Annotated in this window: 18 protein-coding genes; 8 read left to right on the top strand and 10 right to left on the bottom strand. The window is 62.7% G+C overall.

Annotation, left to right across the window (positions count from 1 at the left end):
- Nucleotides 1-33: 33 nt before the first annotated feature.
- A complete protein-coding gene (locus ISP15_RS12510; protein WP_404547823.1) occupies nucleotides 34-534 on the bottom strand; it encodes an Lrp/AsnC family transcriptional regulator in 501 nt (166 codons plus the stop codon).
- A 119-nt stretch (nucleotides 535-653) separates the two neighbouring features.
- Between ISP15_RS12510 and ISP15_RS12505 the strand changes: the two genes are divergently transcribed.
- Together ISP15_RS12505 and ISP15_RS12500 are read left to right on the top strand one after the other, a co-directional pair.
- Nucleotides 654-1,580, top strand: a complete 927-nt coding sequence (locus tag ISP15_RS12505) for a DMT family transporter (RefSeq protein ID WP_404547821.1) — start codon at nucleotides 654-656, stop codon at nucleotides 1,578-1,580.
- Between the two features lie 91 nt (nucleotides 1,581-1,671).
- Nucleotides 1,672-2,367 carry a glutathione S-transferase family protein gene (locus ISP15_RS12500; protein ID WP_404547818.1) on the top strand — a complete coding sequence of 232 codons (696 nt, stop codon included), beginning with the start codon at nucleotides 1,672-1,674 and terminating at the stop codon, nucleotides 2,365-2,367.
- A 55-nt stretch (nucleotides 2,368-2,422) separates the two neighbouring features.
- On the opposite strand, the gene ubiE is transcribed toward ISP15_RS12500, so the two are convergent.
- Nucleotides 2,423-3,172, bottom strand: coding sequence for a bifunctional demethylmenaquinone methyltransferase/2-methoxy-6-polyprenyl-1,4-benzoquinol methylase UbiE (ubiE, locus tag ISP15_RS12495; RefSeq protein ID WP_404547904.1), 750 nt, complete (start codon nucleotides 3,170-3,172; stop codon nucleotides 2,423-2,425).
- 136 nt (nucleotides 3,173-3,308) lie between these two features.
- Between ubiE and ISP15_RS12490 the strand changes: the two genes are divergently transcribed.
- The 5 genes from ISP15_RS12490 to ISP15_RS12470 all read left to right on the top strand — a co-directional run bounded on the left by ISP15_RS12490 (nucleotide 3,309) and on the right by ISP15_RS12470 (nucleotide 9,916).
- The gene (locus tag ISP15_RS12490; RefSeq protein WP_404547816.1) at nucleotides 3,309-3,848 is read left to right on the top strand and encodes a DsrE family protein; all 540 of its coding nucleotides are present in this window, start codon (nucleotides 3,309-3,311) and stop codon (nucleotides 3,846-3,848) included.
- Between the two features lie 17 nt (nucleotides 3,849-3,865).
- Nucleotides 3,866-4,816 carry a substrate-binding domain-containing protein gene (locus ISP15_RS12485; protein ID WP_404547815.1) on the top strand — a complete coding sequence of 317 codons (951 nt, stop codon included), beginning with the start codon at nucleotides 3,866-3,868 and terminating at the stop codon, nucleotides 4,814-4,816.
- Nucleotides 4,816-5,475, top strand: a complete 660-nt coding sequence (locus ISP15_RS12480; protein WP_404547813.1) for a c-type cytochrome — start codon at nucleotides 4,816-4,818, stop codon at nucleotides 5,473-5,475. The genes ISP15_RS12485 and ISP15_RS12480 overlap by 1 nt, the downstream gene beginning before the upstream one ends.
- Nucleotides 5,472-6,401, top strand: a complete 930-nt coding sequence (locus tag ISP15_RS12475) for a c-type cytochrome (protein WP_404547812.1) — start codon at nucleotides 5,472-5,474, stop codon at nucleotides 6,399-6,401. Before ISP15_RS12480 ends, ISP15_RS12475 begins: the two co-directional genes overlap by 4 nt.
- A 737-nt stretch (nucleotides 6,402-7,138) precedes the next feature.
- A complete protein-coding gene (locus ISP15_RS12470; RefSeq protein ID WP_404547810.1) occupies nucleotides 7,139-9,916 on the top strand; it encodes a S8 family serine peptidase in 2,778 nt (925 codons plus the stop codon).
- A gap of 119 nt (nucleotides 9,917-10,035) precedes the next feature.
- On the opposite strand, the gene ISP15_RS12465 is transcribed toward ISP15_RS12470, so the two are convergent.
- Genes ISP15_RS12465 through ISP15_RS12440 form a run of 6 tightly spaced genes read right to left on the bottom strand, consistent with a single transcriptional unit; the run spans nucleotide 10,036 to nucleotide 15,695 of the window.
- Nucleotides 10,036-11,052 (bottom strand): NADP-dependent oxidoreductase, encoded by a 1,017-nt coding sequence (locus ISP15_RS12465; RefSeq protein ID WP_404547808.1) that lies wholly within the window; start codon nucleotides 11,050-11,052, stop codon nucleotides 10,036-10,038.
- 25 nt (nucleotides 11,053-11,077) lie between these two features.
- On the bottom strand, nucleotides 11,078-11,863 hold the full coding sequence (locus ISP15_RS12460) for an SDR family oxidoreductase (RefSeq protein ID WP_404547806.1): 786 nt from the start codon (nucleotides 11,861-11,863) through the stop codon (nucleotides 11,078-11,080).
- A 42-nt stretch (nucleotides 11,864-11,905) separates the two neighbouring features.
- Nucleotides 11,906-12,676, bottom strand: a complete 771-nt coding sequence (locus tag ISP15_RS12455; protein WP_404547804.1) for an SDR family oxidoreductase — start codon at nucleotides 12,674-12,676, stop codon at nucleotides 11,906-11,908.
- Between the two features lie 27 nt (nucleotides 12,677-12,703).
- Nucleotides 12,704-13,393 (bottom strand): histidine phosphatase family protein, encoded by a 690-nt coding sequence (locus tag ISP15_RS12450; RefSeq protein WP_404547800.1) that lies wholly within the window; start codon nucleotides 13,391-13,393, stop codon nucleotides 12,704-12,706.
- A gap of 2 nt (nucleotides 13,394-13,395) precedes the next feature.
- On the bottom strand, nucleotides 13,396-14,466 hold the full coding sequence (locus tag ISP15_RS12445) for a phosphotransferase family protein (RefSeq protein ID WP_404547795.1): 1,071 nt from the start codon (nucleotides 14,464-14,466) through the stop codon (nucleotides 13,396-13,398).
- Nucleotides 14,463-15,695, bottom strand: coding sequence for an acyl-CoA dehydrogenase family protein (locus tag ISP15_RS12440; protein WP_404547793.1), 1,233 nt, complete (start codon nucleotides 15,693-15,695; stop codon nucleotides 14,463-14,465). The genes ISP15_RS12445 and ISP15_RS12440 overlap by 4 nt, the downstream gene beginning before the upstream one ends.
- A gap of 139 nt (nucleotides 15,696-15,834) precedes the next feature.
- Between ISP15_RS12440 and ISP15_RS12435 the strand changes: the two genes are divergently transcribed.
- The gene (locus ISP15_RS12435; RefSeq protein WP_404547792.1) at nucleotides 15,835-16,749 is read left to right on the top strand and encodes a LysR family transcriptional regulator; all 915 of its coding nucleotides are present in this window, start codon (nucleotides 15,835-15,837) and stop codon (nucleotides 16,747-16,749) included.
- Between the two features lie 39 nt (nucleotides 16,750-16,788).
- On the opposite strand, the gene plsB is transcribed toward ISP15_RS12435, so the two are convergent.
- On the bottom strand, nucleotides 16,789-19,425 hold the full coding sequence (gene plsB / locus ISP15_RS12430; RefSeq protein WP_404547790.1) for a glycerol-3-phosphate 1-O-acyltransferase PlsB: 2,637 nt from the start codon (nucleotides 19,423-19,425) through the stop codon (nucleotides 16,789-16,791).
- A 34-nt stretch (nucleotides 19,426-19,459) separates the two neighbouring features.
- On the bottom strand, nucleotides 19,460-20,410 hold the full coding sequence (locus tag ISP15_RS12425; RefSeq protein WP_404547787.1) for a hypothetical protein: 951 nt from the start codon (nucleotides 20,408-20,410) through the stop codon (nucleotides 19,460-19,462).
- Between the last annotated feature and the right edge of the window lie 48 nt (nucleotides 20,411-20,458).

The following is a 20,458-nucleotide window of genomic DNA, read 5'->3' as shown; positions in this document are numbered from 1 at the left end:
TCACCAGCTTCCGTCGTGGAGCCGGTTGACCGCTCAGTCCTGCGAAAGCACGCGCGCGGCCTCCCACATCGCGCGCGTGACCGGCCGATTCGCGTGGGGCGTCTGCAACACGATCAACGTGGTGGTGCTGATGCTGGCGTGCATCTTAAGCAGGCGATCGAGCACAGCCTCCAAGTGCGTAATCGACATCGCGACCACGTGCAGCAAGGCGGAATCCTCACCGGCCAGGCGGCGGCAATCCAATACCTCCGGCACGTCCGCGACGATCTTGCCGATGCGCGCGCAAATACCGCCATCGCAGCGCAGCCGTATCATCGCATCGATGCTGAAACCTACCCGCCTGGGATCGACCGCGGCGCGATAACCGGTGATCACGCCGGCTTCCTCCAGGCGTTTCACGCGCTCGGCCACGGCCGGCGCGGACAGCTGCACCTTGCGGCCAAGCTCGGCGTAGCCGGTGCGCGCATCCTGTTGCAGCGCTTCGAGCAACTGCCAATCCTTGTGGTCCATCTCGGGTTTCGATTCGAAGGTCATGGCGGCGTGCGGATGTTTTGATCGATGGCGAAACGTAGGGGCTGGCTTGAGGTGCATTATTCATCGGCCGCCCAGGCAAGGCTAGGATTCGCACATTCCTTTCCGCTATGGACTCCCCGATGGACACCCCTGAGCGCCTCGACGGGCGCGCCCTTATCTACATCTTGATTGCCTTGCTTACCTGGTCCTCTGCCTATGCGGCGATCGCCTATGCCCTGGCCTCGTTCACGCCGGGCGAAGTGGCGCTGGCGCGATTGGCGATCGGTTCGGTGTGCTTCGCGTTGTTGCTATGGACCAGGCGCGTGCCGCTGCCGCCGCCAAGCGACTGGGCGACGCTTGCCGTGCTGGGGCTGCTCGGCCTCACCGTTTATCACCTGTGCCTCAATGAGGCCGAAACGCGCATTGCAAGCGGCACGGCGGCGATCCTGATTGCTCTGGTGCCGGCGGCGACCACCACCCTGTCGGCCATCTGGATCGGCGAACGCATCGGCGCACGACGAGTGCTGGGGCTGGGCATAGCGTTGCTCGGCGTAGTGCTGGTGGTGCTCGCCAGCGGCAGGCAGGTGAAGCTCCAGCCGATGGCCGGACTGGTATTGGTCAGTGTCATCGTCTGCGCGATTTTCTTCGTGGGCCAGAAGCCGTTGTTCTCCCGCAGCAGCATGCTCGGCGTCACCGCGTTCGCGTTCTTTGCCGGAACGTTGGGTGCGCTGCCATTTGGCCTGCATTTACCGCAGGCGCTGGTCATTGCGCCCTGGTCGCACATCGCCGCCTTGCTATGGCTCGGCATCGCGCCGACCTTCGTGGGCTATCTCGCCTGGAACGCAGCCTTGCGGCGTGCCTCGGCGTCGCAGGTCTCCAGCTTCATCTACTTCTCGCCGCCGATCGCGGTACTGATCGGCTGGTTGTGGCTGGGTGAACAGCCTGGTTGGCTCACCCTGATCGGCGGTGCGGTCACCGTGGGTGGCGTGGTGCTGGCCAATACGCGGCGCCGAGTACCTGCACTCGCCGTAGCGGTGCCGCCGGAAGCTAAGCCGATCTGCGAATAAGCTTAAGCGCGGCCGTCCGGATCGGGCTCACGCTCCGACCCCTGACGATAGGCTGGGTACTGATGGGGTTTTTCACTCGCAAGGGGAACACATGTACACGCTCTACATTGCCAACCGGAATTATTCTTCCTGGTCGCTGCGGCCGTGGGTGCTGTTGACCGAACGCGGCATACCGTTCGAGGAAAAGCTCATGCCGTTCCAGGGCGGCACGTCATCGAGCTTGAGTGCCTTCCGGGCTTTTTCGCCTACCGGCAAGGTGCCGTGCCTGCACGATGGCGATACCGTCGTGTGGGATTCGCTATCCATCGCCGAATACATAGCAGAACGCCACCCGGGCGCATGGCCGGCGGATGCTCGCGCGCGGGCGCGGGCGTGGGCGCGCAGCGCCGCCGCGGAAATGCATTCGGGTTTCGATGCGTTGCGTTCGCATTGCCCGATGAATTGCGGAATCCGTCTGCAACGGCACAGCGTGCCGCCTGCGTTATCGCGCGATCTTGCCCGCGTACAGGAGCTATGGAATGAAGGCCTGCAACGCTTCGGTGGCCCTTATCTTGCGGGCGAAGACTTTACCGCCGTCGATGCGTTCTATGCGCCGGTGGTGTTTCGCATCCAGAGTTATCGCCTTGCCGTGGACGACATTGCGCAAGCGTATGTGCAACGCATGCTGGCGCTGCCTTCGATGCGTCGCTGGTACGACGAGGCGCTGAAGGAAACGTGGCGCGATACCGACCATGAGCAAGAAACCCTATGCCAGGGTGCCTTGCTGGAAGACCTGCGTTCCGCATGAGCATACGCCCGCCGGATCCATGCGCTTTGGTGCATCGATCCGGCGCGTGCGGGCGTCAAAGCTTGTAGGCGCGATGGACCGCCACGATGCCGTTGCTGAGGTTGCGTACCTCCACGCGGCCGAAGCCTGCGCGTTCCATCATGGACTTGAGCGTTTCCTGGTCAGGATGCTTGCGGATCGATTCGGCAAGGTATTGGTAGCTGTCCGCATCGCCCGCAAACAGCTTGCCCAGCTTGGGCAGCACCTGGAACGAATGGAAATCGTAGAGCTTGCCAAGCAGTTCGTTGCGCACCTTCGAGAATTCCAGCACCAGGGCACGGCCGCCGGGCTTGAGCACGCGGCATATATCCGCCAGCGCCTTGTCCTTGTCGGTAACATTGCGCAGGCCGAAAGCCATGGTCACTGCATCGAAGCTGTTGTCGGGAAAGGGCAACGCTTCCGCGTTCAATTGCGCCCAGCGCAAGCCCGAAACCTGGCCGCGGTCGGCCAGCCGGTCGCGGCCGACGTTGAGCATGGCGGCATTGATATCGCCCACGACAACATCGCCTTCCTCGCCGACCAGCGGCTTGAGCAGCGCCGCGATATCGCCGGTGCCGCCGGCCAGGTCCAGCACGCGATCGCCGCGGCGAATCCCGCTGATCGCCACGAAGTGCCGCTTCCACAACCGGTGGATGCCGAATGACATCAGGTCGTTCATCAGGTCGTAATGGCGGGCGACCGAGGTGAACACCTGGCCGACCAGTTTTTGCTTTTCCCCGACCGGAACGTCGCGGAAACCGAAGTGGGTGGTGGGCTGCTCGCTCATGTCGCCATGGTACAGGATGCCGGCTGCGGATAAGACGGCCTTATCTGTCGTATAGGGAACATGAAGTGGCCTGATGGCTTCCGGCGGCGTAGCCTTCTGGCCGACGCAACCGAGCGTTGCCTGGCGAGATAAAAGCATGAAACGTTCGACTCCATGGTTGTGCTGTGTCGTTGGCCTGCTTGCCTGCGGTGTTGCCGCGGCGCAGAACGCGCCGCAAGTGATCACCGCGGCCGGCGCCTATCATCCGTTGCCCAACGCGGCTTACCAGCCGGATCGCCATGCGATCTACAAAGTGGTGTTCGCGCTGACCAAGGCCAGCGACAAGCCCGGACAGGTCAATCCCGGCATCGAGCGTGTGGCGCGCACGGTAAATCTGTATGCGGCGGCCGGCGTTCCGCTCGATCACCTGAAGTTCGTGGCAGTAGCTTCCGGTCCGGCCACCGGGTTGGTGCTGGACGAGGAGCACTACAAGGCCCAGTTCGGCACCGCCAATCCCAACCTCGCCGTGATCAGCCAGTTGCGCAAGGCAGGTGTGGATGTAGCCGTGTGCGGCCAGGCCATGGCAGAACATCACTATCCGGATGAATGGGCATCCAAGGATGTCACGCTGAGCCTGTCCGCGCTCACCACCATCACCGAGCTGGAGCAGAAGGGCTACGCCCTGCTGCCGCTGTAACAATCCGGGGAACGATCATGTCGCCATGTTCGAAGCGCAACGGGTCATGCGTCTTGCTGGCCGGATGGCTGGCCGTCGCGTGCGGAATCGCCGGTGCCAGCCAAGCCGATTACTTGCCACCGTGGAACCCGCCGCCCGCCGGCGGCGTATCGTTCGCGGTGCCGCCGTTCGATGCGATCGCCGATCTGCACGGCGATATCGTCGATCCGCAGCTGACGGTGTTTTTTGCCGGCAACCAGTTCATGGTGGTGCATGATCTGATCGATGCATTCAAGCGGCGCTATCCGCAATACCAGCGCATCTACGTGGAAACGCTGCCGCCAGGCATCCTGGCGAAGCAGATCGAAACGGGGTCGCTGGTGATGGGCAATCTGCGCATTGCGTTGAAACCGGACATCCTCACCAATGGCAAGGGCTCGATCGCCGAACTGCAGAAGCAGCACGGCTGGTTCGCCGACACGGCCGACTATGCGCGCAACCCGCTGGCGATCCTGGTGGCGAAGGGCAATCCCAAGCACATCGAAGGGCTCAAGGACCTGGGACGCGCCGACGTGCGCGTGAGCATGCCCAACCCGCAATGGGAGGGCATCGCCAAGCAGATCGAAGCGGGTTATCGCAAGGCGGGTGGCGATGCGCTGGATCACGCCATCATGGATAGCAAGGTGAAGGATGGCAGTACCTATCTCACGCGCATCCATCATCGCGAATCGCCGTTGCGTGTGCTGCAAGGCACATCGGATGCGGCGCCGGTATGGTCGACCGAAGCTTACTTCCAGCAGCAAGTGCTGCATCGCCCGGTAGCAACGGTAGCGATCCCGGCACAGCAGAACGTCACCGCAACCTATACCGCCGCGCGCATGAACGATGCGCCGCACGTGCAGGCGGCGAAGGATTTCCTGGGCTTCATGACGTCGGCGCAGGCGCAGGCCATCTATCGCAAATACGGCTTCCAGCCGCCGCAGCCGTGATGGTTTTTCGCATCGTGGCGGCCGCGCTTTGCACACTCGTGGCAAGCGCCGCGCTGGCGGATGCGCCCTATGGCGCCACCATCGCGCAGCAAGGCAATGGCCATGGCGTGGCGCCATGCATGGCTTGTCACGGCGCCGATGGCGGCGGCCAGGCGGCGGCCGGCTTTCCGCGTCTGGCCAGCTTGCCGCAGGCCTATTTGCTCAAGCAACTGCAGGATTTCACGAATGGTTCCCGCGCGAACGCCACCATGCAGCCGGTCGCCAGCGGCTTGAGCGATGCCGAACGCGAGGCGGTCGCGGCTTACTACAGCGCGCTTCCGATACCTCCGGCCCCCCCTTTGCTCACGCCGGCTGGCGCGGATGCGCAGCGCGGCCACACGCTGGCCACGCGCGGGCGATGGGAGGAAGGTCTTCCCGCTTGCGAGCAATGCCATGGTCCGGCCGGCATTGGCGTTGGCGAACATTTTCCGCCACTGGCAGGGCAATCGGCCGTCTATCTGTCCAATGAGTTGCGTGCGTGGCAACAGGGCTCGCGCCATAACGATCCGCTGCGATTGATGCAAAGTGTCGCCGGCAAATTGAGCGATGCCGATATCGCGGCGATCAGCGCCTGGTATGCCGCACAGCCAGCGGTCGTGGCCAGGGAGCCCAAATCATGAAGCCGGCACGCCTGCTTTGGTTGGCGCTCTTGCCGCCGCTGGCGGCATGCAACCGTTCCGCATCACAGGTCGCCGCGCCGATAACCAGGACACCGGCGGCTACGGTATCCGCGACGGACGCAGCCAAGCCATTTAGGCCGCCCCCGGAATCCGCCATTCCCGATGACGACTTCGGTAAACAGGTTGCACTCGGCCGCCAGATCTTCATGGAACCGGGCCGCTATGCCAAAGCGTATGTAGGCAATTCGCTGAGCTGCGAAAACTGCCATCTCGATGCGGGCCGCCTGGCGCATTCCGCGCCGCTGTGGGGCGCCTATCCGATGTATCCGGCCTATCGCAGCAAGAACCATCATGTGAATACCTTCGCCGAAAGATTGCAGGGCTGCTTTCGCTACAGCATGAATGGCAACGCCCCGCCGCTTGGCGATCCGGTACTGGTAGCGCTGGAAAGTTATGCGTACTGGATGTCCAAAGGCGAGCCGGTTGGTGCTGCGCCGCCCGGACATGGTTATCTCAAACTACCCAAGCCCAGGCTGGCGCCGGATTACGCCCGCGGCGAAACCATCTTCAAGCGCGATTGCGCGCTATGCCACGGCGGCAACGGCCAGGGCCAGCAGGTCGCCGGACACACCGTATTTCCGCCGCTGTGGGGGCCGCAGTCATTCAATTGGGGCGCCGGCATGGAGCAGATCAACAACGCAGCCGGTTTCATCAAGGCCAACATGCCATTGGGTCAAGGCAATACGCTGACCGACCAGGATGCATGGGACGTGGCGTATTTCATGGATGCGCATGAGCGGCCGCAGGATCCGCGCTTCAATGGCTCCATTTCCACCACTCGCGCGGCGTATCACGACACGTCCGATTCACTTTACGGCAGCACCGTCAACGGACATGTATTGGGCCAGGGGACTACTTGGCCCTGAACCACAATTCGCTGACCGCGCATCGCAAGATCGTGCGTTGATACGACGTGTACTGCGTGCGACACGATGCCCTGCCGGGTGCCATCAATATGGCGTGCCAATTTCCGTGCAAATCACGTAGCATGCGTGCGACAGGGGCTTTGATCGGCGCATTGCGCTGCATCGCAAAGTGGGAACGCGGCACGTTGGGGAACGTGTCGCCAAGATGCCATCCGCCGCATTTCATGATGGTCACCTGTTAGGCAATAAGTGCCTGTAAACCGGAGCCGCTGATGCCACGTGCGTCGGCTTTCACAAGGTATGCCAGGGGATCGAGGGACCGATGAACGCGCTTCCAGGCTCAAGCCATGTGTTCGGCATGCGCATGCGTGCGTGTGTCCATCAATGCCGTGTCCTTTACATGGGCTTTCCATCGCAGCGGATCGTCCGCTGACCTCGCACTTACAATTTTTTACTTGCGGCACGCTTGAGAGATAAGCAGGCGTGCGACATCACTGCATGGAGCTGTATCGATGGATTTATCTGGCCGTAGAAATGTATTGGCTTTCTCCGTAACGCTTGCGTTGACGCTGTCGCTCACGGCTTGTGGTGGCGGCGGCGGCGGCGGTGGCAATGTGCGACCTACAGCAAGCACACCATCACCCACTTCCTCACCAGGATCAGGGTCATCACCATCGCCAGGACCTGCGCCTTCGCCAATGCCCACGCCGGCACCTACTTCGGGACCGGCACCCACCGTGCTGACCGGCAGCCCCACACCACTGCTTCCGACGCCTGTTATTCCGGGATACAACGCGCTTTACGCACAGTTGACGCCAGTCGACGCGACTACCGCCTGGACCTTTGGCGGCAGTCCTACCAGCAATCAAGGGCAGGGCGTAAAGGTCGGTGTCATGGATACTGGCGCGCAGGCGGACAATCCTGCGCTGGTCGGTCGTATCAGCTGGTATAAGGATTACGTCTCGGTCGGCAACACTACGCCGCAAGATGAGGCCGGCCATGGCACGATGATGGCTGAGATCATCGGGGGCACTGGCAATAGCGACGGCTCCGGTGGAGCTCCCTTCATGGGAGGCGTAGCGCCGCAATCGTCGTTGTACATCGCGCGCGTCGGCGATGCCGACGGTAACTTCGACGGTGCCCTGGCACCGCAGGCGTTATCAGATCTCAACGCGCAGGGCGTCAAGTTGATCAATAATTCCTATGGCTCGTCTAAATCGATCACCGCCATCAATTCCAGCGACCCCTTGGTCGCCGGCGCCTACGCTGACTATTCGAGCGCAGTCGCCAACGGCCAGCTGATGGTCTGGGCGGCGGGTAACGAGGCAGTCTCGCAGCCGACCGTTGAGGCAGGCTTGCCCTATTACAAACCCGATCTGCAAAACAATTGGCTCGCTGTCGTCAATGTGGCGCTGAACGCCAATGGACAGGTGACAGGACTGGACAGTACTTCCAATGCGTGCGGTGTCGCCGCTCCCTGGTGTCTTGCCGCGCCTGGCTACACCTACGTATCCCCAGTGACCAATACGCCATTCGCTACGGGCGCCGGTGACGGTACCTCGGGTTCGGCAGCCGTCGTCACCGGTGTTGCCGCACTGCTGTGGCAGCGCTTTCCGTTCTTCACCGTGACCAATATCCAGCAAACCTTGCTGGGTACCGCCACCAATCTTGGAAGCCCGGATTACTACGGTTACGGGCTCGTCAATGCGGACGCGGCGCTCAAAGGTCCGGGGCAACTCAATTGGGGCGCCTTCGACGTAAATATTCCGGACGGCATTTCGGCAACCTTTTATAACGATATGAGCGGCGACGGGTCCATTCAACTGGAAGGTGCCGGCAATCTCACACTTGTCGGACAAAATGTCATCGGTGGCGTTACCGTCAACGGGGGGTTTCTGTTTCTCGAAGGCAGTAACACTTTCTCGGCGGGTGCGACCGTCAATGGAGGGACGCTGGTAGTGGTAACCACCGCCAATACCAATATCACCATCAATCAGAACGGCACGTTGACCGGTGAGTCAGGCAGCATCATCAATGGCAACGTGGTCAACGGCGGCCTCTTCGATACCGTGAATGGGCCGGTGAAGATCAATGGCAATTTCACGGCTGTGGCGGGCCAGCCCGCGCAGGGGCCGCGCATCAATACACAGATCATGTTGGGTAATCCGCTGACTATCTCCGGCACTGCGACGTTAAATAACTCGATGATGGTGGTGGATGTGCCATCCGGTTATACGCCGCAATCGCAAGAGCTCTTGTTGACCGCTGAGGGCGGACTCATCGGCAGATTCGGTTCCCTCGGCGTCAACGGCGGGATCTATCTCAGCGGCACTTTGTCTTACACCGCCACCGACGTGGACGTCAGCCTCAGCCAGTCCTCCGTTTCCTCGGTCGCGGAAACGTCGATGCCGGCCTTGGCGACGACGCAACAGACGGCGCAACATATTCAAACCGCATTGACGCAAGTCAATCAATGGGCGGCAACCTCGTCAGCTTCGCATCAGTCCTTCCTCGATGCGGCCGGCGAATTCATGCATGTTGACTCGATAGCGCGGGCTGCTGCTTCTATCAACAGCCTGTCCGGCCAATTGCTCGCATCTTCGCAAGACCTGACCCTTGAACAAGCCGGCATCGTCAATCGCACCGTGGCCGATCGCCTGGTCGATATCGGTGATGGCAATGCGCAACAGGGCGCATGGTTCCAGGGCACGGGTGCCAGCGGCGATATCGCGCGCAGCGGATACGCTACGGGCAGTTACAGTGGCGGTGGCTCCGTGGCCGGTTACGACGTAAAACTGGCAGAAGATTTCATGCTGGGCATGGGCCTGGATTGGAATCATCTCGGTTCCAGCTATAGCCTGGAAGGTGGCAACAACACTTCGCGCAGCACGGGTGCGATGCTGTACGCCAAATGGGCGATAGGCAATACCTATGTGTCCGGCCGCATTGGCGAGGACTGGATCCACAGTGACACGAGCCGCTGGGGCATGCTCGGTGTCGTGCCGGCGGCAATTACCAGCTCACGCAACGATACGATGACATCTGCCTATCTGGAAACAGGCTACGACGTAAAGACGGATGCGTGGACGACCACGCCGTATGCATCGCTTGGCGATGAACATCTGGATCGCGGTGGGATCGATGAACAAGGGGCCGGCGGGTTTGGTATTGCCGCGGGTAGTCATACCTTCAATCAAAGCTTTGCGCAGCTAGGTGCGCGGCTGGCTTATCGCTGGAATTGGGGCGAAGGACAAATCTCGCTCAAAGGCTTTGCGTTATATCAGCGGATATTGGGCGGCCAAAAGCTGGATTTTACGGCGGCTTATGCTGGGGCGCCGAATGCGACATTCGAACTCGAGGGCGTGAACTCGCCACGCAACAGCGCCTGGGCAGGAGCAGGTTTGAACGCAGCGATGGGCCATAACTGGTCCTGGTTCGCGAACCTTGACGGCCAATTCGCGAGCGGCGGCACGAAAGCCCGGGTCTTCAGCGCCGGAGCACGCTACACATTCTGATAATGGCAGCGCGCTCATCGCCCGTTCGAAGCCGCCTGGTTCTCGAACGGGCGATGCCGCAGCGAAGGTCATCTGAGTAGAACGTCCGTTGCCATGCCTTGAGGCCAGTTCTTACGAGATCAGGCTTCTTTTGCCACGCGCAACAGCAACTTGCCGCGATGGCTGCCCTCGAACAATTTGTTCAATACCAGCGGCGCGTTTTCCAGTCCGTGTTCGATGGTCTCTTCGGCCTTGATGCGGCCGCTCGTCACCCAGCCGATCAAGTCCTGGATCGCCTTCGCGGTGTCCTGGTAGTCGAACGCCAGGAAGCCGCGCACACTGAGGCGCTTGACGATGACGATGCTGTAGTCGTCGCCGGGCCGGTTGGTGCTGGTGTAATTGGCGATCAAGCCACATAGCGCGACACGACCGCCATTTACCATGCGCGAGAGCACCGCGCGCATGACGGGTCCGCCGACGTTTTCGAAATTCACGTGTACGCCGTCGGGCGTGGCCTCGGCCAGCGACTGCTTCCAGTCGTCGGCCTTGTAGTCGACCGCGGCGTCGAAACCGAGATCGTCGACCAGATGACGGCACTTGTCCGCGCCGCCGGCGATGCCCACCACGCGCGCGCCGCGCAACTTGCCGATCTGGCCGGCGATCGATCCGACCGAGCCGGCGGCGGCGGAAACCACCAGCGTCTCGCCCGGTTGTACGGGCGCGATATCCGTAAGGCCATAGTAGGCCGTGATGCCGCTGAAACCGCAGGCGCCAAGCAGGGTCGGCAGCGGTACGGACAAGTTGCTCGGCAGGGTGACGTAGTCCTGGCGACGGCGATCGTCGATCACCGCGTAGTCCTGCCATCCCAGCAAGCCTTGTACCAGGTCGCCTTCGGCGTAGTGCGCAGACTTTGACGCGACCACGCGGCCGAGGCCCAGCGCACGCATCACTTCACCGATCGCCACCGGCGGCATGTACTGCGGGATATCGCTCATCCAGACGCGGTTGGTCGGGTCCATCGACAGATAAAGCACGCGCACCAGGCATTGGCCGTTCTTAAGCTCCGGCACGGCTTGCTCTTGCAGTTCGAAGTCGTCGCGCCTGACCAGTCCTTCGGGGCGCGTTTTCAGGCGTAGCTGGCGATTGATCATGGTCATGAGTGTGGCCTTTGCGTTCGGTTCGTCATACGGCGCAGGCGCCGCCATCGATGACTAGCTCGGCGGCGGTGACATAGCGGCTTTCGTCGGATGCCAGGTACAACACGGCATAGGCGACATCGTCGGGTTCGCCAAGCCGATGCATGGGAATGCCGCGCGTGAGTTTGCGCGTGGCCTCCTCTTCGCCAAGCGCCGCGAAAAACGGTGCAACGATACCGGTGCGGATGAAGGCCGGATGGATCGAATTGCAGCGCACGTCGATGCCTTGCTTCGCGCAATCGACGGCAACCGATTTGGTCAACATCGCCACGGCTGCCTTGGAGGTGTTGTAAGCGGTGTAGGCGGGGTCGACCTTGAAGGCGGCGAGCGAGGAAATATTCACGATCGACGCGGGCTGTTGCTCGCGCAGCAAGGGCAAGGCGTATTTGCAGCCGAACAGGATGCTGTCGAGGTTGATGCTCATCACGCGGCGCCACTCTTTCAGTTCGATCTGCTCGACGCCGCCCAATGAGCCGATGCCTGCGTTATTGACCAGCACGGACAAGCCGCCCATCGCTTCGGCGGCTTCAGCCAGGCGATGCTGCCACAAGGCTTCATCACTGACATCCTGCTGCGCATGCCAGGCGGCGTGCGTGCCGAGTTCGCGATTGATCTGCGCCGCAAGCGCCGAAACACCGAGTTCGTCGACGTCGGTAAGGAATACCTTGGCGCCATGCCGTGCCAGCATGCGTGCGATGGCGGCGCCAAGGCCGCCCGCCGCGCCGGTAATGAAGGCGTGTTTGCCGGTAACACGTTGTGCTGGACCAGTCATGCCAACTCCCTGCTGGTTAAGGCGTACTTGATCTGGGTTGCTTCAGACGCTGAGATAGCCGCCATCGACGTTCAAGATCGCGCCGGTGGTGTAGGAGGCAGCGTCGGAAGCGAGATAGAGCGCGGCGCCGGCCATCTCCGACGGTTGCGCGACGCGGCGCATCGGCACGTGCGCGAGCGCCTGCTTGAGGATGGCCGGCGTGTTGACCAGCACGGAAGCGAACTTGGTATCGGTCAATCCCGGCAGCAGCGCGTTGCAACGCACGCCGGATGCGGCGCATTCCACCGCGAACGCCTTGGTCATCGAGATCACGGCCGCCTTGGTGATGGAATAGATGCCCTGTTGCGCTCCCGGCACCACGCCGTTGACCGAGGCCACATTGACGATCGCGCCACCGCCGTTTTTCGCCATCAGCCGCGCGCCATGCGTGGACATATAGAAATAGCCGCGGATATTCACGTCGACGGTCTTCTGGAATACCGAGGCCTCGGTGTCCAGGATGTGGCCAAAATAGGGATTGGTCGCCGCATTGTTGATCAGCACATCCAGGCGGCCATGTTTCTGCGCGACGTGCGCGAACAGTGCCTCGATCTGTGCCAGTTCGCCGATATGGCAGGCGATGGCTTCGGCGGAGCCGTCAGCGGCGGTGATCTCATCGACCACGGTCTGGCAATCGGCTTGCTTGCGGCTGGACACGATGGCGTGGGCACCGTGGGCCGCGAGCAATTTGGCGATCTCGGCGCCGATGCCGCGGCTGGCGCCGGTGACGAGCGCGATCTTGCCGGTGAGGTCGAAGCTTGGCGTGGCGGTCATGGTGAGTGTCTCGTAGAAAAAAGTTGATCAGCGAAGCGTGACCAGGTGCTGGTCTTCGCAGCGCTCCAGGTGCGGCCATCCGTTATAGCTGACCAGCGAAGGGCCATGCCTGCCCTGCCGTAGCTTGGTCAGGCTGGTATTGACCAGCGGCCAGCTCAACTTGAAGGCGTCGCTGGCGGGCGCATCGAGCAGGGCGTTGGCGATCACCGCGATAGGTCCGCCGGAGGTAAATGCCCAAAGCGTCGGTGCCTCGTGCGCTGCCAGGGTGCGCAATGTTTGCAGCGCCTGCTCGCGAAAGGCTGCCCACGTTTGCGTATAGTCGGCGTCATGGCTGCCTTCTACCCAGCGCGCGACAGCGGCGGCGAACAGTTGCTGGAACGCGCGAAAGGGTTCGGGTGCGCGCTTGAGTTCGGCGTGCAATGCATCCGCGCCGTCCAGGTCCGGGCGCAAACGTGCGAGCAGTTGCTGATGGTCGACTTCATCCAGGCCCGGTAGCGATAACAGCGGGCGATCGATGCCGGCGGCAGCGAGGCAAAGCTCGGCTGTGCGCCGATGCCGCTGGCGCGGTCCGACCACAACCAGTTCCGGCATCGCGCCGCAAGCGGCCAGCCATGCACCAAGGCGGCGCGATTGTTCTTCGCCGATCGGCGATAACCGATCGTAATCGGCGGCCCGGAAGCTGGCCTGCCCGTGACGGATGAGCAGCAGGCTGCGCACGATTACAAGGCCGAACGGGCAATGACACCGCGGCAGCGCGCGCCGATATAGCGGGCGGCGTCGCCGAAACCGGCGAATTGCGCGCGAGTGGTCTGGCCCAGCACAAAGCGGCGATAGATCTGCTGGATGATCACCATCAGCCGGAACAACCCAAAAACTTCGTAGAAATCGAAATTGTCCACGCTCCAGCCGGTACGTGCGCCGTAATAATCGATCACTTCACAGCGAGTCAGCATGCCGGGCGCATTGGAGGGCTGGCGGCGGAACGACTGGAACACCGCGTCATCGTCGGCCTGCACCCAATAGGCCAGCGCCCCGCCCAGGTCCATCAGCGGATCACCCAGCGTCGCCATCTCCCAGTCCAGTACGCCGATAATGTGCAACGGCTCGTGCGGATCGAGCACGACGTTGTCGAAGCGGTAGTCGTTATGGATCACGCAAGTGGCGTTGTCGTGCGCGGGTCGTGTTTCGGCCAGCCAGGCCAGCACGTCCTCGCAAGGATCGGTGCCTTCGGTGGCCGCCTGGCGCCAGCGCTCGCTCCAGCCGACGACCTGGCGCGCGATGTAGCCTTCGCCTTTGCCAAGGTGCTGCAGTGCCGGGCTCGCGGTATCGACCTGATGCAGTTCGACCAGGCGATCAATGAAGGCAGTGCAGAGCTGGCGCGTGCGCTCGGCATCGAGCCCGAGTTCCGGCGGTACGTCGCGGCGCAGGATGCTGCCGCGCAGGCGTTCCATGACGTAGAAGTGTTGACCGATGACCGCCGCGTCATCGCAGATGGCAAGAATGCCAGGCACATACGGATAGTGCGGTTTGAGCGCCGCCATCACCTGCGCTTCGCGCAACATGTCGTGCGCCGATTTCGCCTTGGCGCCGGCCGGCGGGCGGCGCAGTACCAGTTCCCGTCCGGGATAGTTCAGCAGGTAAGTAAGGTTGGAAGCGCCGCCGGAAAATTGGGCAACTGTCGGCACGCCATGCAAGCCTTCGAGATGTTGTTTCAGGAAGGCATCGACGCCGGCGATATCGAACGCATCTTCCTCGCGCAACGTGCGTGCCTGGTCCAGCGTGTCGCTCATGGCGAGGATTCCATGTGGTGTTGCTGCGCCTTGATTTCATGCCTGGCTACTACATTGCGATGCACTTCGTCCGGGCCGTCGGCCAGCCGCAGCACGCGCGCATAGGCAAACAGTTGCGTCAACGGAAAATCGTCGGAAAGGCCGGCGCCGCCGTGGATCTGGATGGCGGCATCGGCCGCCTGCTGCGCCACCGCGGGCACTACGACCTTGATCTGGGAAATCAAGCTCAACGCCGCTTTCGTGCCATGCGTGTCCAGTGTCCAGGCCGTCTTCAGCGTCAGCAAGCGTGCCTGTTCGATCGCGATGCGCAAGTTCGCCACGATATCGGCATTGCCGCCGAGTTCGGCGAGTGGCTTGCCGAAGGCGACGCGCGACACGGCGCGCTTGCACAACAAGGACAATGCGCGCTCTGCCGCGCCGATCGCACGCATGCAGTGGTGAATGCGGCCCGGACCGAGACGTCCCTGCGCGATCTCGAAGCCGCGTCCCGCGCCGAGGATCACGTGTTCGAGCGGCAGGCGCACTTGCGTAAAGCTGATTTCGGCATGGCCGGACGGTTCGTCGTAGCCATGGAACACCGGCAACATGCGCTCGATCTTTACGCCGGTCGCATCGAGCGGACAGATCACCATGGTATGCCGCCTGTGCGGTGCTGCCTGCGCATCGCTCAGGCCCATGAAGATCACGAAACGGCAATGCGGATGCCCCGCGCCGGTGGTCCACCATTTGCGGCCATCGAGCACGACATGTTGGCCATCGATGCGTGCGGTCGCACGCATGTTGGTGGCATCCGATGAAGCGACCTCCGGTTCGGTCATGCCGAAGCCCGAGCGTATCTCGCCTGCGAGCAGCGGCTTCAGCCAGCGCTCGCGCTGCCCAGGCGTGCCATAGCGATGCAGCACTTCCATGTTGCCGGTATCCGGCGCGCTGCAGTTGAACACTTCCGGAGCCATGAAGGAATGCCCCATGATCTCTGCCAATGGCGCGTAGTCGACATTGGCCAACCCGGCGCCTTGTTCGGTAGCGGGCAGGAACAAGTTCCATAAGCCCGCCGCACGCGCCTTTTGCTTCAGCGTTTCCATGATTGCGGGCTGTTGCCAGGCGCGGTGATCGGCGCTGCCGGTCATCGCGGCGGCATAGCTGGTCTCGGCAGGCGCGATCTCCTCGCGCATGAAGCGGGCAAGGCGCGCGGCTAATGCCTGGGTACGTTCGGACGGGGCGAAATCCACGGCGGTATTCCTCTTTGCCCCAGCCTACGCCCCCTGAGAGCAATTATTGAAATGAATATGTCTTATGAGTGCCCATTAGTTACATGCATGGGTTGGCGTATCCTGCACCGGTAACGTCCAGACCATCCGGCGAGGCTCCATGGAACGCACCGACCAACGCATCGATCTGAATCTCTTCCGCGTATTGGATGCGATCTACACCCAGGGCGGCGTCAGCGCCGCGGCGCGCGTGCTGCACCTGACCCAGCCTGCGGTTACGCATGCCTTGAAGCGCTTGCGCGATCATCTGGGCGATCCGCTGTTCGTGCGCCAGGGGAATCGCCTGCTGCCCACGGAACGGGTGCGCGCGATGATGCCAGCGATACAGGCGCATCTGGAGGGCCTGCATGCCAGCGCGCACGCGCAGCCGCGCTTCGATGCGTTGCGGCTGGAACTCACTTTCAGCGTGGGTTTTCGCGACATTCTCGAATCGATCGCGTTGCCGGCCTTGCTCGCACAGCTTGAGCGCGAGGCACCGCACGTGCGCGTGCTGAGCCGTCGCATCGCAGCCGACGAGGTCGATCGCGAACTGCGCGCGGGGACGCTCGACCTCGTCGTCGATCGACCTTTGCGAGCCGGCCCGCAGATCGTGCGCGAGCATCTTGCAGATGAAACCCTGGTGGTCGTGATGCGCGCGGGGCATGTGCTTTCGAAAGCGCTGAAACGGCATGAATACCTGTCCGCCGCGCATGTCACCGTATCGCCGCTGGGCGAGGCAAGCGCGCTGGATGTATTGCTCGGCCAGAGCGGCACGTTTCGCCAGGTAAGGCTGACCTGCCAGCACTATTTCTCGGCGTGCCAGATGGTCGCCGGTACCGACCTGTTGCTGACCGTGCCGCGCTCCTACGCCATCCATCTGGCGGCACTGCTGCCGATTGCGGTGTTACCGCTGCCGATCAAGCTCAAGACGGTGCCGATCATGGCGTATTGGCATGCCTCGACCCAGGAGGATCCCGCACATACATGGTTTCGACGGCACGTGGCGGAAGCCATCAAGGCCGGCGTGGCGCATTGATGGCGGAGTGATGCTCAGGATGACGCGGTGCCGACCCGGCTATGCCGCGTCATCCGGATCCTGTTTATCATGGCTGGCACGCTCGTGCTCACGGTGTTCGGCAATCACATGCCGCTCATGCAGTTCCTCGCTGGTGTTCAGCGCCGTGCTGGGTGGCTGTGGTGCTTCCACCGGAGCATGGGCAGGCTCCTTTTCTCCGTCGCCGCCGGTGATCTTCAGGATCGAGTGGCGCATTTCGCGCGCCAGGATCACGCGGGCGTCGCGCACCATATCGTCCAGCGCGACGTCATAGTCGAGCTTGCCGTCCGTATCGGTCCATACGACGCGATGTTCGCGCAGCTTCTGGATGAAGCCGCGAAATAACGCCTTGTCGAAAAATTCCGGCGCGGTCGGCTCGCTGAGCAGGCTCAGGCGTTGCGCGGTAAGCGTGCAGATGTTTTCCAGCTCGCTGGCGGTAACCGTATGCGGGCCGTTCTTGGCCAGCGCCGCGATGGCGATGTAGTAGCGTTCGAAGGCCTGGATCAGGCTGCGTGCGATCACCCTGAGCTGGTACGCGGCATCGTCCTGCCCGGGACCGCGTTCCAGCACGCGACCTTCGCCGGTGGCTTCCAGCAGGCCGCGGCGAACGAAGAAATCGATGGTCGCCTGCAACTGCGCGGCAAACCCCTCGCCGTCCCAGGGCAGGAACAGTTCGCCCTGGATGAAGGGATAGATGATGCGGCCGAGCCGCAAAATCGACGCGCGCGACATGCGCCGGTTGTTGAGAAAGCAACACGCGACCCAGGCAGCGGCGGCGGTCAGATGCAGTACGTTGTTGCGGAAGTAGCTCAGCAGTACCGCCGGCTCGCCCTCCACCGTCAGTACGTCGCCCAGCGGGTGGCGCACGCGCGTGATCCAGCCCATTTGCTCGCCGTAGGCGATGATGGCGTCGGGCGCCAGCGGCGTAAGCGTCACGCGGTCGGAATAGGGCAGCTCCTCGAGCAGCGCCTTCACCAGGTCCAGTTGCGCGAGCAGATCGCTTTCGGCCATCGCATGCTTGGGCGTGGCCAGCAGCGCCAACGCCAGCAAGTTGATTGGATTCACGTCGGCGGCACGATTGATGTTGACCTGGATTTTTTCCGCCAACCGATCGACCACCGCATTGAGCCATTCGGGCTTGCTGCCCGGGTCGGCAGTGGTCTCGCGCCACGCGCTGCTGGCGTCGTCGAGCAGCGGCGTCAATTCGATCGGCTCGCCGAAATTCAGCGACACGTGCCCATACCGCTGGCGCAACACGCCAAGGCCACGGAGCAGTCCGAGCAGCGATTCTTTCTCTTTCGGCTTACCGGAGAGTTCGCCGATGTAGCTCTTGCCCTCCATCAGCTTCTCGTAGCCGATGTAGACCGGCTGGAACAGCACGGGACGACGCGGCGCGCGCAGGAAGGCGCGCACCGTCATCGCCAGCATGCCGGCGCGCGGCGCGAGCAGGCGGCCGGTGCGCGAGCGCCCGCCTTCGATGAAATATTCCATCGGCACGCCGCGATCGATCAGCTGGGCGACGTATTCATTGAACACGACCGGATACAGCGCATTGCCCTTGAAGCTGCGGCGCAGGAAGAACGCGCCGCCGCGGCGCAGGATCGGGCCGATCAGCGGCAGGTTGAGATTCACGCCGGCCGCGATGTGCGGCACCACCACGCCCGAGGCATGCAACTGGTACGACATCAGCAAGTAATCGGCATGGCTGCGATGGCTGGGCACATAGACCACTTCATAGCCGGGCGCCGCAGCGCGGGCCTTGTCGAAGTGGTGCATGGTGATGCCGTCGTACAGCTTGTTCCAGAAATTGCGCAGCAGGAACGATGCCGAACGTACCACAGGATGCGAATAGTCGGCGGCGATTTCCACCATCATCTTGTGCGCGCGTTCCCAGGCCTTGGCGTAGCTGATGTTTTCCTTGGCAGCAGTGGAGGCGATCGCGGCACGCACCGGTTCGGCATTGAGCACGGCATCGACCACGGTACGGCGGTGCGACAGGTCGGGGCCGATCACCGCGGCGCGGATACGACGGAAATGCGTGCGCAACACGCGCGCCAGCTTGCGCGCGAAACGTTCCGGACGGATCTCGCCGGCTTCGTTCATCACTGTGCGCAACGAGACCGGTGCGGAGAAATGCACCACGGTATCGCGACCGTTGAGCAGCAATGCGAGCATGCGCCGGAAGCGGCCGACCACCACCCAGTTTTCCGAGAACAGCACGCTGAACCAACCGCTTTCGCGCGTCGGCGCGCGGCCAACGTAGATGGAGACGGGCACGATCTGGATATCGCGTTCTGGAAAACCTTCCAGCGAGCGGATCAATTGTCCGAACGGTTCGTTTGGCGAACGCTGGCGATTGCGGCCGAACAGTTCGCCGTCGCGCCGGGCCAGCGCGAATACCGAGCGGCGGCGGCGGGTATGCGCCAGCGGCCGCATGGGGCTGGGCAAGCCCGCCTCGCGGCAGGCGCGCTCGAGGATCAACGCATCGGAGAAACCGTCGCGCTCGATCACGTAGCAAACGGGCGCGTCGCCGCGCAGCAGGGTGGCCGGCTCGGCTGGGTCGCGGCGGATCCGCAACCAGGGCTCGAGCAGGTGCCCGGCGAGATTGAACCACCAGGGGGCTCGGCTGCGGTATGCGGGGTCCGCGGTCGTCATCATCGGCATGTGCATAGTGTAGCGGGTGCGTCTTACTTCACGGTTTTGTCGCCAGCGCGGTGCGGGAGGAGGCGCTGGCCGCGGGCGCCTGGGCGCTTGTGGCCGGTGCAGGCGGATGCAGCCATTGTTGATGCTGGGCGCGTTCGCTATCGATCAGGTCCTTGCTGTACCAGCGACCATCGACCAATACCAGCTGGGAATCGGCGCTCAGCGGTTTGCCGAGCAGGGTGTAATCGACTTTCACATGTGCTTGCCCGTGATCGATGCCGATGGTGCTGACCTTCACCGAATCGAGCGTGTCATCGATGGACAACCCGTAGATGGCGAGCAGTTGCTTGATGCCGCCGTAGGCGATGGCGTATTCCTTCATCGCCGCGTCGAAATCCATGTTCTGCAGCTGGTCCGCGCTTGTCAGATGAAGCTGGCGGGTCGTGGCTACTGTTATGGCGACCGCCTGTTTGGCCTTGTCCTGGTCGAACCATGGCGTCTGCTGGGCCCAGGGCAGCAATACGTTGAGTGCATCGCGGGCCTGCTGCTTCTCGCTTTCCGTCAGCGTGGTGTTCTGCGCGATGCTGCTGGTGAGAATGGCCTGGCCGATGCCGATCAGCACCGGCAGCTGATCGTGGTACTGCTGGTCCATCTGGATCAGCTTGGGCTTGAGCTGGTCGTACAGCGTCGTTTCGGCATTGGGCGCTGTCAGCTGCTTGACTGCCTGGTCGAAGCGGACGCGGTCTTCCGCGGTGATCGCGTGCTGGCCAGGGCGCGGATGCGTCCAGTCGGCGCGCAGGTTGGCATAGTCGGAGGGAGGCAGGGCATGCTTCCAGAAACCGGCGAAGTCGCCGGCCTTGATCAGCGCCGCGGATTGCTGCACGGCCGCCTCCGGCGTGGCGCCGCCCGACGCGGTAATGCTGTCTTCCTGCTTATGGCAGGCGGCCAGCGCGAACATTGCAAACAGCAGCAAGCTGCGGCCAAGTAACTGAAAACGCATGGAATGTCTCGCATGGAAGAACTATGAGCGGTTGCCCGGACAAGGGAC

This window comes from Dyella jejuensis (genome assembly GCF_044904675.1).
GTDB classification, from domain to species: domain Bacteria; phylum Pseudomonadota; class Gammaproteobacteria; order Xanthomonadales; family Rhodanobacteraceae; genus Dyella_B; species Dyella_B jejuensis.
Note: the sequence above shows the minus strand (reverse complement) of the source record. Positions and strands in the feature narration are given on the sequence as shown.

Excerpts from the sequence above, each read along its gene's own strand:
- ISP15_RS12505 (WP_404547821.1), top strand. The coding sequence starts at position 654 with ATGGACACCCCTGAGCGCCTCGACGGGCGCGCCCTTATCTACATCTTG.
- ISP15_RS12425 (WP_404547787.1), bottom strand. The coding sequence starts at position 20,410 with ATGCGTTTTCAGTTACTTGGCCGCAGCTTGCTGCTGTTTGCAATGTTC.
- ISP15_RS12510 (WP_404547823.1), bottom strand. The coding sequence starts at position 534 with ATGACCTTCGAATCGAAACCCGAGATGGACCACAAGGATTGGCAGTTG.
- ISP15_RS12480 (WP_404547813.1), top strand. The coding sequence starts at position 4,816 with ATGGTTTTTCGCATCGTGGCGGCCGCGCTTTGCACACTCGTGGCAAGC.
- ISP15_RS12475 (WP_404547812.1), top strand. The coding sequence starts at position 5,472 with ATGAAGCCGGCACGCCTGCTTTGGTTGGCGCTCTTGCCGCCGCTGGCG.
- ISP15_RS12435 (WP_404547792.1), top strand. The coding sequence starts at position 15,835 with ATGGAACGCACCGACCAACGCATCGATCTGAATCTCTTCCGCGTATTG.
- ISP15_RS12500 (WP_404547818.1), top strand. The coding sequence starts at position 1,672 with ATGTACACGCTCTACATTGCCAACCGGAATTATTCTTCCTGGTCGCTG.
- ISP15_RS12445 (WP_404547795.1), bottom strand. The coding sequence starts at position 14,466 with ATGAGCGACACGCTGGACCAGGCACGCACGTTGCGCGAGGAAGATGCG.
- ISP15_RS12465 (WP_404547808.1), bottom strand. The coding sequence starts at position 11,052 with ATGACCATGATCAATCGCCAGCTACGCCTGAAAACGCGCCCCGAAGGA.
- ISP15_RS12485 (WP_404547815.1), top strand. The coding sequence starts at position 3,866 with ATGTCGCCATGTTCGAAGCGCAACGGGTCATGCGTCTTGCTGGCCGGA.
- ISP15_RS12455 (WP_404547804.1), bottom strand. The coding sequence starts at position 12,676 with ATGACCGCCACGCCAAGCTTCGACCTCACCGGCAAGATCGCGCTCGTC.
- ISP15_RS12490 (WP_404547816.1), top strand. The coding sequence starts at position 3,309 with ATGAAACGTTCGACTCCATGGTTGTGCTGTGTCGTTGGCCTGCTTGCC.
- ISP15_RS12460 (WP_404547806.1), bottom strand. The coding sequence starts at position 11,863 with ATGACTGGTCCAGCACAACGTGTTACCGGCAAACACGCCTTCATTACC.
- plsB (WP_404547790.1), bottom strand. The coding sequence starts at position 19,425 with ATGATGACGACCGCGGACCCCGCATACCGCAGCCGAGCCCCCTGGTGG.
- ubiE (WP_404547904.1), bottom strand. The coding sequence starts at position 3,172 with ATGAGCGAGCAGCCCACCACCCACTTCGGTTTCCGCGACGTTCCGGTC.